Origin of the sequence: Pseudomonas sp. CG7, assembly GCF_023701885.1 — a bacterium.
GTDB lineage: Bacteria > Pseudomonadota > Gammaproteobacteria > Pseudomonadales > Pseudomonadaceae > Aquipseudomonas > Aquipseudomonas zanjanensis.
The window spans coordinates 17,941-35,026 of record NZ_JABAEE010000009.1 but is presented as its reverse complement, the minus strand read 5'-3'; the positions used below and the strand labels follow the sequence as shown (position 1 = coordinate 35,026).

Genomic DNA, 17,086 nt, shown 5'->3' with positions numbered 1-17,086 from the left:
GGTCGGTCTCAGGCGCTTTTTGCAGGGACGAAGGCCGCAAGGCTTGCCACATTGCTGAAATGGTTACGGGTGTCCTTGGCGTCGGCGTCGATCTTGATGCCATATTTTTTCTGGAGCGCCAGGCCAAGCTCCAGGGCATCCACCGAGTCCAGGCCCAGGCCTTCGCCGAACAGGGTCTGATCGTCGCCGATGTCGTCGATGCCGATGTCTTCCAGGCCAAGGGCTTCGATGATCAGCTGTTTGATGTCACGGTGCAGATCGCTCATCTTCGGCGAGCTCCTTGATGTAATAGTGATGCAAGAAATCGTTGAGCCTGCGCGAAGCCTGGGGTGGCGGGCCGAGCGCAGCGAACGCCTGTGGGTCTATATCGGCCCCGACGTGAAAACTGAAGTGCACGCGACACCGAGGGATGCGATACCAGGGTTCGGCCTTGGTCAGGGTCGTGGGGTTGACCTTGATCGTGACGGGCGTGAGGATTTTCGCACCCCGCAGGGCAATGGCCGCGGCCCCCCGATGAAAGGCCGGCGCCTGGCCTGGCTGGGTGCGCGTCCCTGCGGGAAAAACGATCAGCGTCTGGCCATTTTGCAAGGCATCGCTGGCGGCATCGAGCATGTCCATGCTGCCGGCGTTGCTGATGTATTGGGTAGAACGCAATGGGCCCCGAGTGAAAGGATTCGCCCACAGGCTTTGCTTGACCACGCAGTTGGCGTCGCGCACCAGCCCGATCAGGAACACCACGTCGATCAGCGACGGGTGATTGGCAATGATCATCTGCCCGGGACGCCCGAGCCGTTCGGCGCCATCGATCTGGTAGGTAAGCACCCCGGTGCGGGCCATGAATCGGATAAAGAACCAGAACAACCGCCCGACGGTGCGACGGGCCCTTTGTCGGTGGGCCTTGGCATCCCCGGGCAACCAGGCCAGCAACGGGAACACCAGCAAACGCAGGCACAGCCCGCCCAGCCCGAACAGGGCGAAGCTGGCGGCGGTCGCGACCAGGCGCCAGTAATAGGCGTCGCGATGTTTGCCGGTCACCGGTTGCGTTGCCAGGTCCATACACGATTCTTCCAGACATGTTGGCAGGTGGTTTCGTTGTTCAGCAGGGTACGCAACAGATCCAGGGCATGGGGCCAGTCGCTGCCAGGCGAGTGGTCGGCCTCTGCGGACAGGTCCAGTTGCCAATCGTCGCCCGGGGTCAACAGCAGGCCCACGGCATAGGGAAAAGGCACGTCATCGACCCACGGAGCGTAGACCTGCGGCGGTTGTTCCTCGGTGATGACCAGCAACACCGCCGGCGAGCCTTCGTTCAACAGCGCTGCGGCTTCCAGCACGCCGTGCTCCAACCCATCGCCCGTGGCGGCCAGGGCGGTCATTTCGCTGGTTTCGCCGCGCATGATCGACCACAGGCCGATCACCGCGTTATGGACCGACAGGCTGAATTGTGTCGGCGACAAGGGCAGGTCGGCCGCCAGGTCCTTCAGAATCTCGAAAGTGCGCGGGGTTTCACCGTGACGGGAAATAAAGACCAACGGTAGGGCCGGACGGCCCTCGGCCAGTGGCCAGCCGACGCTGAAGGCCATCCGCGCCAGGCGACTGAGGCGCCGGCGTTGCATGGCGGGCAGGAACGAGACGTCAGGGGCGGCATCGCTGGCTGGCAATACGACCGGCTGTCGGCTCCATGCCTGCCAATCATCCACGCTTTCGAGCCCAGGGGCCCATGCGCGCCATTGGGCGATATTGAAATTGATCACAAACTTCACCCCACCCCTGCGGGCTTTTATTGTCACGGTTCAGTGGTTTGACCCGCGTCCAACCCTGCATGGCCTTGCGACCCAAGTGGCGCGCATTATCCCGGTGCGGTTGGCTTGTAGCAAATACTGGTTACATTTTGCCCAGCAAAATATACGGGTTGGTCCGCTCAATGCCAGGCAAGACCATTGTCGCGCTCATCGCGAGTTTGTCTGTCGGTTGTTCCTGTCATTGACTGGCCTTAATTGACGCTTGAATCGTTGGAAAAGCCACCGTCGCTGTAGTCCTTCTACGCAGAAGGTAGCTAAGCGGTGTCGCGCCCTACTACACTCGGGAATCTTTGATACACGGAGGTTTTGACATGCGGCGTGTGGTGTTCAATCAGAAAGGTGGCGTGGGCAAGTCCAGCATCGCCTGCAATCTGGCGGCGGTCAGCGCCAGCGAAGGCTATCGCACGCTATTGATAGACCTGGATGCCCAGGCCAACTCCACTCAATACCTGACTGGCCTGACCGGCGATGACATCCCCATGGGCATTGCCGATTTCTTCAAGCAGACCCTGTCGTCCGGGCCTTTCTCGAAAAAGAACAAGGTGGATATCTACGAAACGCCCTTCGACAACCTGCATGTCATCACCGCCACGGCGGAGCTGACGGACCTGCAGCCCAAGCTCGAGGCCAAGCACAAGATCAACAAGCTGCGCAAATTGCTCGAAGAGCTGGAGGAGGATTACGACCGGATTTACCTGGACACCCCGCCAGCCTTGAATTTTTATGCGGTTTCGGCGCTGATCGCCGCTGATCGGGTGTTGATCCCTTTTGACTGCGACAGTTTTTCCCGTCAGGCCCTGTACGGCCTGCTGGCGGAAATCGAAGAACTCAAGGACGACCATAACGAAGGCCTGGAAGTCGAAGGTATCGTGGTCAACCAGTTCCAGGCCCGCGCCAGCCTGCCGCAGCAGATCCTCGACGAACTGATCGCCGAAGGCCTGCCGGTGTTGCCGGTGTACCTGAGCAGTTCGGTGCGCATGCGCGAATCCCACCAGGCCAGCCTGCCGCTGATCCACCTCGACCCGCGGCACAAACTGACCCAACAGTTCATGGAGTTGCATAGCCTGCTGGAAAGTGCCTGATTGGAATCCACTGTGAAAGAATCACTGTGGGAGCGAGCTTGCTCGCGATAGCTGCCTGTCAGTCGATACAGTATTGACGGGTACACCGCTATCGCGAGCAAGCTCGCTCCCACATTTTTCTCATGGCTTCAAATCCCCTGGCTGCGCAACCAGCTCATCAATTGAGGCAAGGGAACCGCCCCACTCTGGCGCGCCACCTCCCGGCCATCCTTGAACAGAATCAGGCTGGGAATCGAGCGGATCCCCAACTGCGCCGACAACTGCTGGTTGGCCTCGCTGTCGAGCTTGGCCAGCCGACATTTACCCGCCAATTGCGCGGCGGCCTGTTCGAACACGGGCGCGAAGGACTTGCATGGCCCACACCAATCGGCCCACACATCCACCAGCAACGGCAGATCGCCTTTGATCTGGCTGGCATAGTCGCCTTGCTTGAGTTCGAACGGCTTGCTCAATAACACCTGGGCCTTGCAGCGTCCGCACTTGGGCTGGTCGCCCAGGCGTTCGGCGGGTATGCGATTGAGCCCGTTGCAATGGGGGCAGGGGATCAGCATCAGATCAGTCTCCAGAAAATCATTGGCACAGATTGAACACTATATAGAAACCACCACAAAGCCCCTGTGGGAGCGAGCTTGCTCGCGATGGCGGTGTGTCAGTCAATATTGCCTCGACTGTCAGACCGCTATCGCGAGCAAGCTCGCTCCCACAGGGGTGTATCGGTGTGGCTGTTATTTGCCGTTGGTCAGCGTGTTGTAGCTGGTCATCAGGTTGCGGTAGTCCGGGATGTGGTTGGAGAACAGGGTCGCCAGGCCTTCCACGTCGTTGCGCCAGTCGCGGTGCAGTTCACAGGCCAGGCCGAACCAGGTCATCAATTGCGCACCGGAGGAAGACATGCGGTCCCAGGCCGATTGACGGGTCAGTTCGTTGAACGTGCCAGACGCATCGGTGACCACGAACACTTCGAAACCTTCAGCCAGGGCTGACAGGGCCGGGAAGGCTACGCAGACTTCGGTGACGACGCCGGCGATGATCAGTTGTTTCTTGCCAGTGGCCTTGATTGCCTTGACGAAATCTTCGTTGTCCCAGGCGTTGATCTGGCCAGGACGGGCGATGTACGGCGCATCCGGGAACAGCGTCTTGAGTTCTGGCATCAACGGGCCGTTGGGGCCGGTTTCGAAGCTGGTGGTGAGGATGGTCGGCAGTTGGAAGTACTTCGCCAGATCAGCCAGGGCCAGTACGTTGTTCTTGAAACGGTCCGGGTCGATGTCGCGTACCAGCGACAGCAGACCGGCTTGGTGATCGACCAGCAGAACGGCGGCGTTATCTTTGTCGAGACGGTTGTAGGAAGCAGTCATGGCGTAGCCCTCATTAAGTTTTGTTTGCCGAAGGTTTCGGCGTGGTTAAGGTTTTGAATTCGGTGCAGCGATTATTGGGTGACTCATCTGGCCGAAGCGCCGGTTTGAATCCGTGTTGCGTTTCGATGGGTGTAGATTAAAACTGGCACCTTTGAAGCGCTAGACTGCGGAAATCAGCCTTAGCGTTCTATTTGGAGAACGATCATCGAAGACCTCAACACGCTTTACTATTTCACCCAGGTGGTCGAGCACCGTGGGTTCGCCGCGGCCGGCCGGGCGCTGGACATGCCGAAGTCAAAGCTCAGCCGGCGTATCGCCCAGTTGGAAGAGCGGCTCGGGGTGCGCTTGCTCCATCGCACCAGCCGCCATTGCACGCTAACGGAGATCGGCCAGGCTTATTACCAGCGTTGCCTGGCGATGCGGGTCGAGGCCGAGAGCGCGGCGGAAGTGATCGAGCGCAACCGCTCCGAACCCCAGGGGCTGGTGCGCATCAGTTGCCCGACGGCGCTGCTCAACAGTTGGGTCGGGCCGATGTTGACCCGCTACATGCTCAAGTACCCGCGGGTGGAGTTGTTCATCGAGAGCACCAACCGCCGGGTCGACTTGATCCATGAAGGGTTCGATATCGCCTTGCGGGTGCGCTTTCCGCCGCTGGAAAACACCGACATGGTCATGAAGGTGCTGAGCAACAGCACCCAGTGCCTGGTGGGCAGCCCGGCGTTCCTTGAGCGCTTGTCTTCACCGGCCTCCCCGGCGGACCTCAACGGCTTGCCCAGCGTGCACTGGGGCGCGGCGCAGCGGGAATACCAGTGGGAGTTGTTCGGCCCGGATGGCACCCGCGCGCTGATCCGTCACGCGCCACGCATGGTCACCGACGACCTGCTGGCCCTGCGTCATGCGGTGCTGGCAGGCATCGGCATCGCCCACCTGCCCACCGTGGTGGTGCGCGAAGACATCGCGGCCGGCCGGCTGGTGGAACTGGTGCCGGGCTGGACGCCGAAATGCGGGATCGTCCATGCGATCTTTGCCTCACGCCGCGGGTTGCTGCCGTCGGTGCGTACGCTGATCGACTTTCTGGCCGAAGAATTCAGCCACAGTGATATGGCATAGGACGGAGACAGTAATGCCACCGGATTCTCCTTGTGGGAGCGGGCTTGCTCGCGAAGACGGTGTGTCAGTCAACATCTATGTGTCTGATACGCCGCCTTCGCGAGCAAGCCCGCTCCCACAGGAACTCACACTCCAGGCTTTTCCAAGGACATTTATCAAGGGGGCCATTCATCAGGTGCGCCGCACTGAAACGCTGTCACGGCCTCAAAAAAGACACCACGTACCTGTTTGCAGACTCAGGAGGTCCCATGAGCCATCCTCAAGACCCAGCCACTCCCCAGGCAGTGGACAACCCCAACGACGACGGCTTCGTCCTCGGCACCGCCGGCCGCGACGAGGACCCCCACGCCGCCCCGTCCTACGCCACCGACCGCCGCCACGACCGGGACGAACTGACCCCTGAAGACGCCCGGGGCATGCCCGGTTATCCCGAGGAAAAGCCGCCGGCAAAACCCAGGGAGAAGGGGGTTGAAGAGGCAGAGCCGGGGATCGAGACGCCTGAGCAGGGGAACGATAAGGTTGGGTGAGCAGGACTCATATCTGCTCACATTTCTTACCGAGACCTAAAGCTCTTGGCGACTAGGCTGGAAACCAGCAAGAGCTAACCATTTGTCTATCTGGCTATATCGCAATTTGCGATGTGCCAGATTTGTGTTTAACTTTCCCATAGCAAAATGCGATAAGGACGTTGCATGCATGTGATCACCGAGAAACGCATTTGGGAGGCCAAGGAGAAATGGCCACATTCAGCGAATGCGTTGGATCAATGGTATCGGCTGATCAAGCGCAATAGCCCGGCTGATTTTGCAGCGATGAAATCCATATTTCCGGCGACTGATAAGGTCGGTCCGCTGCATGTGTTTGACATCGGTGGAAACAAGTTGCGGCTGATTGCGGTGATTCGATACCGAGCGCAGCGTCTGTATATCAAATGCGTGCTTGACCATCGGGAATACGACAGAGGCAAGTGGAAGGAGGAAAAGGGATGAGTGCACTGATCGAACAAGTCGCCGCCCATTGGGAGTTTGTGTCTCCCTTGCTGCGTAAGCCCAGGAGCGAAGAGGATTACGACCGGTTGGTCGCAGCGCTCGATGAATTGTTGGAGTTGGTTGGCGAAGAAGAAGCCCATCCGCTGATGAGCCTGGTGGACATTATCGGTGAATGGATCGAGGCCTGGGATCATCCACACCGGCCGATGCCCAAGGCCACTGGCGTTGAGGCGCTTCGTTATCTGATGCGCGAGCATGGGAAGAGCCAGAGCGACTTGCCGGGTGTCGGTACCCAGTCGGTGGTATCGGAGATATTGAGCGGCAAGCGTCAGCTCAATTTAAGGCAGATCCGCTGGCTGGCGGAGCGCTTCGGCGTATCGGTTGAGACCTTTATTTGATGGCTTGGCGCACTAACTGTGGCGAGGGAGCTTGCTCCCGCTCGGCTGCGAAGCAGTCGTCGCTTTTGAGGGCTTGGGGCCGCTGCGCAGCCCAGCGGGAGCAAGCTCCCTCGCCACAGGGGGATGCGCTATGTCGACTGGCGGGGCGCGACGTTGTCCAGTGCCCGGTTCGCCAATAAGCTGCTCAGTTCAATCAGTTGCTGAATGCCCATGGCAATGTGTCGCCTGGAGCCTTTCAGGTCGAATGCCAGGTCGCTGACCATGGCGTTGGCCGAGGCCAGGTTTTCGCTGAGGTTGGCGAGCAGGGTTTCGGTGTCGACGCCATTGACGACGGTGAACAGTTGGCTTGGATCGGCCTCGGGTTTGCTGGGTTTTGGGTTGAGGTAGTAGTCGAGGACGCGGTCAGCTGTTTCGTCGAATTCTTTTGAGTTCGGGTTGGCTGGGTCGGTATCTGGCGGGTTGGGGGTTGCTTTGAACATAGATGAAACTCCTTGATGAGTGGAGTCGTCACCCGTCGCTGCTAAACGAAGAGGGTGGCGGCTGTACGCGGGTTAGCAGACCAGGCATCAAGGAACCCGGCGCACCGAAGTGCCCCACGCATAGCCGCCATAATGCTGACAAGTCGATGGTGATCAACTGTTCGAATGGCGACACTGGCGTGCCTTGATGTTGTTCGAGCTGCTAAACCCGATCGCTGATTTTCAGCGACGGGGAAACGATAAAGCCCGACCCCAAGGCGCACAAGCCGGCGGATTCTGGCGTAGTTGTAGGCAATGGCGCAAGGCGGCGTAGCCTGCTCCTGAATGGTCCTACATCGAAATAAACGCGCTGGTTGCAAAGCTCTTGTGGCGAGGGAGCTTGCTCCCGCTCGGCTGCGAAGCAGTCGTCGCTTTTGAGGGCTTGGGGCCGCTACGCAGCCCAACGGGAGCAAGCTCCCTCGTCACGGGGTTATGTGTTTGGTGGCAGGTCTGTTTTAGCCAGGGCCTGCGCTACGACGAGCAACTGATCTCCAGATGCTTGCCCCATTCCGGCGGGCGCTCGGCGTAACTGTCCATGCCCGGTTGTTCTTCGAATGGGTGACTCAAGACGGTGTGCAGGCGGCGGACTTCGTCGTAGTCGCCTGATTCGGCGGCGTCGATGGCTTTCTGTGCCAGGTAATTGCGCAGCACGTACAGCGGGTTGACGGCGTGCATGCGGGCGCGCCGTTGGTCTTGATCGACGGGGCCTTCGCGGTTGACGCGGGCGATATAGAGTTCGCCCCAGGCGTCGAAGCCCTTGAGGTCGACGAAGTCGTCGCGCAGGGTGGCGATGGCGTGCTCGGGCGCCTGGTCGCCGAGTCGACGGAAGAACAGGCTGTAGTCGACGCCGCTGTTCTGCATCAGTTGCAGCAGGCGCTCCACCAGTTTCTGGTCATCCTCTTCGGCGACGGTCAAACCGAGGCGGCGGCGCATCAAGTCCAGGTAGTGAGCCTGGTACAGCGGCAAGTACAACCCGAGGGTCTCGCGCAGCGCGTCGACGCTGATGAAGGGGGTCAAGGCCTGGGCCAGGGCGCTGAGGTTCCACTGGCCGATGGGCACCTGGTTGCTGAACGAATAGCGGCCCTGGTCATCGGAGTGGTTGCAGATGAAGTTGGCGTCGAAGTCATCGAGGAAGGCGAACGGCCCGAAGTCGAAGGTGATGCCCAGGATCGACAGGGTGTCGGTGTTCATCACGCCGTGGCAGAAACCGTAGGCCTGCCATTTGGCAATCAGCTCGGCGGTGCGCTCGACGATTTCGCGGTACATCGCCAGGTACGGCTCCGGCTGCTCACGGCACTCGGCAAAATGCAGGTTCAAGACGTGCTCGGCGAGGGTCGCGTGCAGTTCGGGTTTCTTGGTGTAGTAGAAATATTCGAAATGGCCGAAACGCACATGGCTCGGCGCCAGGCGCAGCACCATGGCGGCGCGTTCCTGTTTTTCGCGCCACACCGGGGTGTCCGAGCCGATCACGCACAAGGCGCGGGTGGTGGGGATGCCCAGGGCGTGCAAGGCCTCGGAGGCGAGGAATTCGCGGATCGAGGAGCGCAGCACCGCGCGCCCGTCGCCCATGCGTGAGAACGGCGTCTGGCCGGCGCCCTTGAGGTGCAGGTCCCAGTGCTCGCCGGCCTCGTTGTACACCTCGCCCAGCAGCAACCCGCGGCCATCGCCCAGTTGTGGGTTGTAGTGGCCAAACTGATGACCTGAATAGATCATCGCCCGGGGCTCGGTTTCAGCCCAGAGCTTGTGGCCGCCGAAGATCTCGGCGAACAGCGCTGTCTCGGCTTCTGCAGGATCCAGGTCCAGCAGCGCCATGGCCGCCGGGCTGGCGACCACCAACCGGGGATTGTCGATGGGCTCGGGCAGCACGTGGGCCGAGAAACCGTCGCCCAGGCGGGCGAAACGGTTATCGAAGGTCAGCGTTTCCAGCGATTTCATGGCCGTCTCCAGCGGGACCGCCCGTAGGCAACCCAAGTCAGTCGAGTTTACCCTGCGGAGGTTCGGACACCGGTTTGATGCTGGCGACCGCCGAAGGCACGGGCGGAATGGTCTTTTTGTCGGGCTCTGCAGGCACCAGTTTGTATTCCTGGCCTTGCATGTTCTTCAGATAGATCTCCATCTGACGGAACGAAATATTGATATGTTCCTTCTTGAATTCCCGGTTGATGAAGCGGTTGATCTCGTCCAGCACCGGGTTGCGGTCGCCCAGGTCGCGTACGTGCATGCGCAGTTCATGGTCCAGTGTGCTTTCACCGAAGTTCAGGAAGTACACGATCGGCTCTGGCTCCTTTAGCACGCGCGGGTTATCGCGGGCCGCCTTGAGCAGCAGCTCGCGCACCCGATCCAGGTCCGAACCATAATCCACACCCAGTTTCAGGGTCACGCGGGTCACGGTGTCGGTCAGCGACCAGTTGATCAGTTGCCCGGTGATGAAGGTCTTGTTCGGGACAATGATGTCCTTGCGATCGAAGTCGGTGATGTTGGTCGCGCGAATGCGGATCTTGCTGCCCGTGCCCGACAGGTTGCCGATGGTGATGGTGTCGCCGATGCGCACCGGGCGTTCGAACAGGATCATGATGCCGGAGATGAAGTTGGCGAAGATCTCCTGCATGCCGAAACCCAGGCCAACCGACAGTGCCGCCACCAACCATTGCAGCTTGTCCCAGCTCACGCCCAGGGTAGAGAGCGTAGTGACGAAACCGACGCCGGCGATGACGTAGGACAACAGCGTGGTGGTCGCGTAAGCGCTGCCTTGGGCAAGGTTGAGCTTTGACAGCACGAACACTTCCAGCAGGCCCGGCAGGTTGCGTGCCAGGGCAAAGGTAATGCCGATGATGATCAGCGCGCCGAGCATGTCACCAATGCTGATGGGGACCATGCTCATGTTGACGCCGGTGCCGCTGGTGTACTCGTAGAGCGTGATGTTGTCCAGGTACGAGAACACGCTGATCAAGTCCGACCAGACCCAATACAACGCGGCCATGAAGCCGCCGAGCAGGGCGAGGCGGATCAGGCGCAGGGATTGCTCGTTGACCTTCTCGATATCCAGGGTCGGCTCTTCGACCACCGCTTCGCCGTCGCCGGCTTCCTTGGCCGCCTGGCGCTTGGCCAGGGCGCGCTGGTAGGCCAGGCGCCGCGCCGCCACCGACAGGCCGCGCACGAAGGTGGCTTCGATCACCAGCCAGAACATCAGCAGGTACAGGGTATTGATCAGTCGGTCGCTGAGTTTCAGCGCGGTGTAGTAGTAGCCGAAGCATACCGCCACGAATAGCGCGATCGGCAGTGCGGTGAACAGCACCCCGACGGCCTTGCGGAACAGTGAAGTGTTCTTGTGCGTCGGGCTGCTCAGCAACAGGCGACTGAGCAGCCACGCCATCAGCGCATAGCAGGTCAGCACTACCGGCATGCCGAGCACGTCATCGGCCAGGGTCGAAGGTTGCAACTCGGCCACGGCCACCACGGCCACCAGCGCCAGTACCACCAGCCCGAGCCGGCGAATCCAGCCTTGGAGGAATTCGACCTGGGGTTTCTCCCAGCGGAAATGCAACTCGGCCACGCCGCCTGGCGCCAGCACCCGATAGGCTGTGTAGAACACCAGCCAGGCCTGGCCGATCTGCAGCAGCGCCGCGCCGAGGTTGGCGTTCTGGCCGCGGGCGTCGATCTGCAAGGCATAGCCGCAGAGAGTCAGCGCCAGGGCGACCGGCATTGCCAGCAGGATATTGATCAGGATCGCCTGGGGGGTGTGCCACTGGCTGTCGCGCTTGAAGTGGCCAACGTCCTGGTGAACCTTGTTCAAGCGGGCGTAGAGGTTCTTGCGCCGCCACAGCAGCACGCCGATCAGCAGCACCAGGGGCAGGAACAGCAAGGGCCGCTGGGTCAGGCCATCGGCCAGCTCACTGAGGCTCGACGCCCAAGGCAGCGAGTCGATCTGTTTCTCCAGGCGCGTCGGCACGGCACGCATCCATTCGAAATCCAGCGGCTTGTTGCTGGGAATCCAGAACATCTGCTCTTCAAGCGTCGCCCGCAGGTTCTGGGCGGTGCTGAGCAGTTGCTTCTGGTTGAGCTGCAAGGTGATGGATTCGTTGAGTACCGCGCTCAACTCCCGGTTCAGGCGCTCCAGCAGGTCGACGCGGGTCAGTGCCAGCTCCAGCAAGGTCTTGCGCAGTTGCGGCGTGGCTTGTTCCGAGGGTTGCGAGGCCAGCAGGTTGTCGACATAGGCACTGGGGTTGTTCAACAGCTCACGTTGTTGGCTGACTTCGAACTGGTACAGGCGGATGTCGGCGATCTGGTCGGCCAGGGTCTGGTCCAGCTTCAGGCGCGGCAGGGTCTGGCGCTGCTTGTAAAGAATCTTGGAGAGCAGCAGGCTGCCCTTGAGCACGCTGATCTGTTCGTCCAGGGCGGCGTCGGTCTGGGTCACGCTGTCCAGCAATTGCTTGGTCTGCAGGTTCTGCTGGGTGACCTCGTTGAGGCGGTCGGTGCTCTTGAGCAGGTAGTCGGAGAGCTTCAGGTTGGCTGAGCTTTCGGTCGCCAGCAAGCTGCTGCCACCGGCCTTCTGGGCTTCGATGGATTGCTGGGTCACTGTCTCCTGGGACTGGGCCAGGCGCTTCTGGTTGATCAGGTTCTGCAGGTCCTGGATTTCCTGCTCCATGCGGGCGATTTTTTCCATCAGCAGGTCGTGCTGGCCGTTGCCCAGGTCCTGCAGTTGGCTGTTGCCGGCCAGTTCCTGGCGGCGCAGTGGGATCAGCGCATTGAGTGCCGCCAACTCGGCGTTGAGCTGGTCGCGCTGCTCGGCGCTGAGGGCCTTGCCGGCATCTCGACCGGCCTTGAGAATCGTGTTGATCTGCTGGATGCGGGTCTGGCTGGGGGAGATTTCCGCCTGGGCACGCTCGGGGCGGGTCTGGGCGGTGATGACCAGGCTGTTGGCATCGGCCAGGGCTTTTTGCAGGTCGCTCTGCTGGGTGGAGCGCTCCGTGAGCATTTGTGCGAGCTGGGGAATCGGCAGGTTGGCATAGCGTTGCGCCACCGGCACCACCGTGGTGCCCTTGAGCCGCGCCAGTTCGCGCTGGTTCTCGATGTTCTGCTTGGGCGCCGGGGCCAGTTGCTGTTTGAGCGCCTGCAGCTTCTGTTCGTAATCAGCCTTGTTGTTGAGCTGGGGCAGCGTGTTCTGCAAGACGGCCTGCAGGGCTTTCTGGTCAGCCTCCGGCAGTTTGCGGTCGCCGATCTTGTCCAGGCTGGCCTGTACCGAGGCACTGGTGGGCGGCTCGGCGGCGTGCACCGTGCAGATGGAAAGACTCAGGCCGAGCAGGGCAATGGCGAAAAAGGAGCGCAGGGTAGGCATAGAGACCGGTCAAGCAAGTGAGAGTGGGAGCAGTTTAGAGGAACAAGCCGGGACCCGGGCGACTTCCTTCGGGGAATCTGACGCCCACTTTGCCGATCTTGTTCCCGTCCATGGCCGCGACGGTCCACAGGGTATTGTTCCAGTCCACTTGGTCGCCGACTACTGGCGCACCGCCCACTTTCTGGGCAATGAAGCGGCCCAGGGTCATGTCTGGATCGATGCCGTCCAGCTTCAACCCGTAGAGTGCGGCAACCGCGGCCAGCTGGGCGTCTCCTTCGAGTACGAAGTCGCCGAAGAAGCGCAAATCCAAGCCTCGTTGCGGTGCCTGGCTGAACAGTTTTCCAAGGGCTGGCAAATCGTGTTCATGGCCGATAACACACAGCAAATCATCGACTTCCAGCACCGTACTACCCGACGGATGGAGCAATTGCTGGCCACGGAACAGGGCCGCGATGCGGGTTCCATCGGGCATTTTCAGGTCCCGCAGGGGCGAACCGATGCACCATTTTTCCTTGCCCAGGCGATAGATGAACAGCTCCCATTCGCTGGTGACGTGCACTTCCAGCGCGGCCCGGGAAATCGGCAGTGGCTCGGGCGGGACGGTCACATGCAACAACTTGGCGACCCACGGCAAGCTCGTGCCCTGCACCAGCAGCGAGACCAGCACGATAAAAAATGCCAGGTTGAAATAGAGCTGCGCCTGGGGCAGGCCGGCCATCAGCGGGAACACGGCCAGGATGATCGGCACCGCGCCGCGCAGCCCGACCCAGGAGATAAACGCTTTTTCACGACCATGGAACGCCTTGAACGGCAGCAGGCCGACCATGACTGACAGCGGACGGGCAAACAGGATCATCCACAACGCCAGCCCCAGGGCCGGCAGGGCGATCGGCAACAGGTCGTGGGGCGTGACCAGCAGCCCCAGCACCAGGAACATGCCGATCTGCGCCAGCCACGCCATGCCATCGAGCATGTGCAGGATGCCATGGCGGCTGCGCACCGGACGGTTGCCCAGCACCAGGCCACACAGGTACACCGCCAGGAAACCACTGCCGTGCAGGGCGTTGGTCAGGGCGAACACGGCCAGGCCGCCGCTGATGACCAGGATCGGGTAGAGCCCGTTGGCCAGGTTGATGCGGGTGACCATCTGCAGCATGAGCCAGCCACCGCCCAGGCCGATCACGGCGCCAATCCCGAACTCTTGCACCAGATGCCCCAACAGGCTCCAGTGCAGGCCGGTTTCACCGCTGGCCAGCATGCCGATCAAGGTGACGGTGAGGAACACCGCCATGGGGTCGTTGCTGCCGGACTCGATTTCCAGGGTGGCGCTGACCCGTTCGTTCAGGCCTTTGCCGCCCAGCAGCGAGAACACCGCCGCGGCGTCGGTGGAGCCGACGATGGCGCCGATCAGCAGGCCTTGGATCAGGTTGAGGTTGAACAGCCATGCCGCCGCCAGGCCGGTCAGTCCGGTGGTGATCAACACCCCGACCGTCGCCAGCGACAACGCCGGCCACAGCGCCACGCGAAAGCTCGACACCCGCGTGCGCAAGCCGCCATCGAGCAGGATGACCGCCAATGCGAGGTTGCCGACCAGATAGGCCGTGGCGTAGTTATCGAAAAGAATACCGGCGCCGTCGACACCGGCCACCATGCCCACGGCCAGGATGATCACCAGGATCGGGATGCCCAGGCGGGACGAAAGAGAACTCACCAGGATGCTCGCACCTACCAGCAACGCGCCGATCAAGAACAGGCTGTTGATGGTCGTTGCAGTCAAAGGCGTTACTCCGGAAGAACTGAAGGACGGGCGCAAACTGACCATGCAGTCTGCGTGCCAGCGATTCTAACCTGTTGAAATGTGATGCTGTCAAAAAAGGTTGGGAGATCGGGTTCTGGGTGCAGCCCTTGTGGCGAGGGAGCTTGCTCCCGCTCGACTGCGAAGCAGTCGTCGCTTTTGAGGTTTTGGGGCCGCTTCGCAGCCCAGCGGGAGCAAGCTCCCTCGCCACAACAGCATTGATCGCTCGCGGAGTGTGAGCGATCAATGGGTTTGCGGTTAAAGGCTGAACCGCCCAACCATGCTGTTCAGGTCCACGGCCAGGCGCGACAGTTCGGCGCTGGCGGCACTGGTCTGGTTGGCGCCGGTGGCCGATTGCACCGACAGGTCGCGGATGTTCACCAGGTTGCGGTCCACTTCACGGGCCACCTGGGCCTGTTCCTCGGCGGCGCTGGCGATCACCAGGTTGCGTTCGTTGATCTCGACGATGGCGCTGTTGATCGTGTCCAGGGACATGCCGGCGCCGCGGGCGATGTTCAGCGTCGATTCGGCGCGTTCGGTGCTGTTGCGCATCGAATCCACGGCCTGTTCGGTGCCGCTCTGGATGCTGCCGATCATGCGTTCGATTTCGCTGGTCGACTGCTGGGTGCGATGGGCCAGGGCACGGACTTCGTCGGCGACCACGGCAAAGCCTCGTCCGGCCTCACCGGCGCGGGCGGCTTCGATGGCGGCGTTCAGGGCCAGCAGGTTGGTCTGGTCGGCCAGGCCGCGGATCACATCCAGAACCTTGCCGATATCCCGGGACTCGTTGGCCAGGTTGCCGATCAACGAGGCAGTGCTTTGTACGTCGGCACTCATGCGTTCAATGGCGCCGACGGTTTCCTGCACCAGGTCGCGGCCGTCGCCAGCGGACGTAGTGGCGTTCCTGGACGCTTCCGACGTGCTGACCGCATTGCGGGCGACTTCTTCCACGGCGCTGGTCATTTCGTTGACCGCCGTGGCGGCCTGTTCGATTTCGTTGTTCTGCTGGGTCAGGCCACGGGCGCTTTCGTCGGTGACGCTGTTGAGCTCTTCGGCGGCGGAGGCCAACTGTGTGGCCGAGCCAGAGATCCGCTGCAGGGTGTCGCGCAGTTTTTCCTGCATGGTCGACATCGCCCGCAGCAGGCGGCCGGCTTCGTCGCTGCCATCAACGGTGATCGGCCGGGTCAGGTTGCCCTTGGCGATTTCCTCGGCGGCATCCAATGCGTTGGCGATCGGCTTGGTGATGCTGTTGGTCAGCAGCCAGGCGAACAGCACGGTCAGGCAAGTGGCGATGACCAGCAGGGTGACGACCCAGTTGAACGCGGTGGAATATTGTTGCGCCGCGTTTTTATTGAATGCTTCCGCTTGCTGGTTATTGATGTCCGTCAAGCGAGCCAGCACGGCGTTGACGGCGTCGGAATTGCTCATCAGCTCGGTGTTGAGCAGCGCTTGCAGTTCGTTGACCTGATTGTTGCGCGACAGGGTTTTCATCCGCTCTTCGAGCTGGCGGTACTGATTGAGCAGCTGCACGTACTGCTCATACGCGGCCCGTTCTTCAGGCGCGCTGATGAGTTTTTCATAGGCCGTCTGTGCGGCGCGGACCTGCTGGTTGCGTTGCTCGAACAGATCCAGGGTTTTTTGCTGGGTATCCGCTTCGCGGTTGGTCAGCAGGCGATAGGACAACACGCGCAAACGCAGGGTGAGCTGGGTGAAGTCGTTCAGGGCCTTGATACTGGGGACGCTGTTCTGGGCGATGTTGTCGCCAGATACGCGAATCTTGCTCATCTGGCTCAGGGCAAACACGCCGAGGGCCAGCATCAGGGCGCCGATCAGGGCAAACCCCAGGAACGCCCGCGGCGCGATGTTCATATTACGTAGGGACATGGAAGTTACCGTGAAGAAGCGCGTCCGTGCGGGGCTGTGACTGGTTTCACTGACTTATCGGTCTAGCGACCGAAGTCTTGAGTGCCGTGCGTGCTTTTGTCGCAGTGCAGCAGTCGCTGTGCGACGAAGGGTAGGAACCAGATGCTTGAATCGCAGTCTCTACAGCTCGCGAGCGAAGCGCCGCCACTGCGTAAAGCGTGGCATCGGCGGTGACTTTTCTTTATCGTACGCGCCCCTTGGAAAAGCCTGGAAATCAATATGTTGGAAGCATCCCTCAGCCAACTGGAGCAACTGGTCAACGACCTGGTGCAACAGAATCTGCAACTCACCGGCCTGAACGAAACCCTGAGCGCCGAACTTGCCAAGGCCAAGGATGAAAACGAAAGCCTGCAACTGAGCCTGATGGAACAGGAAGAACTGCACGGCGCCACCGCGGCCCGCATCCAGGCCCTGATCGAGCGCGCCAGCGCCGGTCCTGTCAGCGCATGAAGCACGGCGCCGATGGGGTGACGGTCATCTCGATCCTGGGAGAAGACTATTCGATCAAAGCGCCGGCCGGGCAGGAACAGGCCCTGCTGGACGCCGCTTCGATGCTCAAGGCCGCACTGGCCGATACCAAAAGGAAATACCCGACACTGATCGGTGATCGCCTGCTGGTATTGGCGGCCATGAACCTGTGTTCGCAGCAGATGGAAATGCAGAAGCAGCATCAAGCGGAACTCGACCGTTACCAAGAGCAAGTCAGCGCCACGGTCGAGGTGATTGCCAAGACGATTCAGCAGGTCTGACCAAGGGCTGGCAGTGAGCTAATTGTGGGAGCGAGC

At 61.1% G+C, this 17,086-nt stretch carries 16 protein-coding genes and 2 pseudogenes; 7 read left to right on the top strand and 11 right to left on the bottom strand.

Annotated features, from left to right (window positions below; translation table 11 throughout):
- Window positions 1–8 precede the first annotated feature (8 nt).
- The 3 genes from HGO40_RS05855 to HGO40_RS05845 are packed head-to-tail and all read right to left on the bottom strand — an operon-like array spanning window position 9 to window position 1,751.
- Complete coding sequence (locus HGO40_RS05855; protein WP_250962264.1) at window positions 9–266, bottom strand: phosphopantetheine-binding protein; 258 nt, start codon at window positions 264–266, stop codon at window positions 9–11.
- Complete coding sequence (locus HGO40_RS05850) at window positions 247–1,056, bottom strand: lysophospholipid acyltransferase family protein (protein ID WP_250962263.1); 810 nt, start codon at window positions 1,054–1,056, stop codon at window positions 247–249. The genes HGO40_RS05855 and HGO40_RS05850 overlap by 20 nt, the downstream gene beginning before the upstream one ends.
- Entirely contained in the window at window positions 1,032–1,751 is a 720-nt protein-coding gene (locus HGO40_RS05845) for a beta-ketoacyl synthase chain length factor (protein ID WP_250962262.1), read from the bottom strand. The genes HGO40_RS05850 and HGO40_RS05845 overlap by 25 nt, the downstream gene beginning before the upstream one ends.
- A gap of 359 nt (window positions 1,752–2,110) precedes the next feature.
- Here HGO40_RS05845 and HGO40_RS05840 point away from each other — a divergent pair, with 359 nt between their 5' ends.
- A complete protein-coding gene (locus tag HGO40_RS05840; RefSeq protein WP_186706040.1) occupies window positions 2,111–2,881 on the top strand; it encodes a ParA family protein in 771 nt (256 codons plus the stop codon).
- Between the two features lie 128 nt (window positions 2,882–3,009).
- Here HGO40_RS05840 and trxC read toward each other — a convergent pair whose 3' ends face one another.
- Both trxC and ycaC read right to left on the bottom strand, forming a co-directional pair.
- A complete protein-coding gene (gene trxC / locus HGO40_RS05835) occupies window positions 3,010–3,432 on the bottom strand; it encodes a thioredoxin TrxC (RefSeq protein ID WP_250962261.1) in 423 nt (140 codons plus the stop codon).
- 174 nt (window positions 3,433–3,606) lie between these two features.
- Window positions 3,607–4,233 carry an isochorismate family cysteine hydrolase YcaC gene (ycaC, locus tag HGO40_RS05830; protein WP_250962260.1) on the bottom strand — a complete coding sequence of 209 codons (627 nt, stop codon included), beginning with the start codon at window positions 4,231–4,233 and terminating at the stop codon, window positions 3,607–3,609.
- A gap of 204 nt (window positions 4,234–4,437) precedes the next feature.
- Here ycaC and HGO40_RS05825 point away from each other — a divergent pair, with 204 nt between their 5' ends.
- The 4 genes from HGO40_RS05825 to HGO40_RS05810 all read left to right on the top strand — a co-directional run bounded on the left by HGO40_RS05825 (window position 4,438) and on the right by HGO40_RS05810 (window position 6,730).
- Window positions 4,438–5,343, top strand: coding sequence for a LysR family transcriptional regulator (locus HGO40_RS05825; RefSeq protein WP_217884362.1), 906 nt, complete (start codon window positions 4,438–4,440; stop codon window positions 5,341–5,343).
- A 248-nt stretch (window positions 5,344–5,591) separates the two neighbouring features.
- Window positions 5,592–5,870 (top strand): hypothetical protein, encoded by a 279-nt coding sequence (locus tag HGO40_RS05820; RefSeq protein WP_250962259.1) that lies wholly within the window; start codon window positions 5,592–5,594, stop codon window positions 5,868–5,870.
- 165 nt (window positions 5,871–6,035) lie between these two features.
- Window positions 6,036–6,332 (top strand): type II toxin-antitoxin system HigB family toxin, encoded by a 297-nt coding sequence (locus tag HGO40_RS05815; protein ID WP_053117759.1) that lies wholly within the window; start codon window positions 6,036–6,038, stop codon window positions 6,330–6,332.
- On the top strand, window positions 6,329–6,730 hold the full coding sequence (locus tag HGO40_RS05810; protein ID WP_250962258.1) for a helix-turn-helix domain-containing protein: 402 nt from the start codon (window positions 6,329–6,331) through the stop codon (window positions 6,728–6,730). The genes HGO40_RS05815 and HGO40_RS05810 overlap by 4 nt, the downstream gene beginning before the upstream one ends.
- Before the next feature lie 128 nt (window positions 6,731–6,858).
- Here HGO40_RS05810 and HGO40_RS05805 read toward each other — a convergent pair whose 3' ends face one another.
- From HGO40_RS05805 to HGO40_RS30775, 6 genes and pseudogenes are all read right to left on the bottom strand, one after another.
- The gene (locus tag HGO40_RS05805) at window positions 6,859–7,209 is read right to left on the bottom strand and encodes a DUF6124 family protein (RefSeq protein WP_250962257.1); all 351 of its coding nucleotides are present in this window, start codon (window positions 7,207–7,209) and stop codon (window positions 6,859–6,861) included.
- A gap of 510 nt (window positions 7,210–7,719) precedes the next feature.
- Complete coding sequence (gene selO, locus HGO40_RS05800) at window positions 7,720–9,183, bottom strand: protein adenylyltransferase SelO (RefSeq protein WP_250962256.1); 1,464 nt, start codon at window positions 9,181–9,183, stop codon at window positions 7,720–7,722.
- A 37-nt stretch (window positions 9,184–9,220) separates the two neighbouring features.
- Entirely contained in the window at window positions 9,221–12,583 is a 3,363-nt protein-coding gene (gene mscK / locus HGO40_RS05795; RefSeq protein WP_250962255.1) for a mechanosensitive channel MscK, read from the bottom strand.
- A 34-nt stretch (window positions 12,584–12,617) separates the two neighbouring features.
- Window positions 12,618–14,360: a potassium/proton antiporter gene (locus HGO40_RS05790; protein WP_250962254.1), complete on the bottom strand. Its 1,743-nt coding sequence runs from the start codon at window positions 14,358–14,360 to the stop codon at window positions 12,618–12,620.
- A 276-nt stretch (window positions 14,361–14,636) separates the two neighbouring features.
- Window positions 14,637–15,236 (bottom strand): annotated as a pseudogene (locus tag HGO40_RS30780) (methyl-accepting chemotaxis protein); the annotation flags it as partial.
- A gap of 303 nt (window positions 15,237–15,539) precedes the next feature.
- A pseudogene (locus HGO40_RS30775) lies at window positions 15,540–16,196 on the bottom strand (MCP four helix bundle domain-containing protein); the annotation flags it as partial.
- 324 nt (window positions 16,197–16,520) lie between these two features.
- Here HGO40_RS30775 and HGO40_RS05780 point away from each other — a divergent pair.
- Complete coding sequence (locus HGO40_RS05780) at window positions 16,521–16,751, top strand: hypothetical protein (protein WP_250962252.1); 231 nt, start codon at window positions 16,521–16,523, stop codon at window positions 16,749–16,751.
- The gene (locus HGO40_RS05775) at window positions 16,748–17,050 is read left to right on the top strand and encodes a cell division protein ZapA (protein WP_186706030.1); all 303 of its coding nucleotides are present in this window, start codon (window positions 16,748–16,750) and stop codon (window positions 17,048–17,050) included. Before HGO40_RS05780 ends, HGO40_RS05775 begins: the two co-directional genes overlap by 4 nt.
- The last annotated feature ends 36 nt before the right edge of the window (window positions 17,051–17,086 follow it).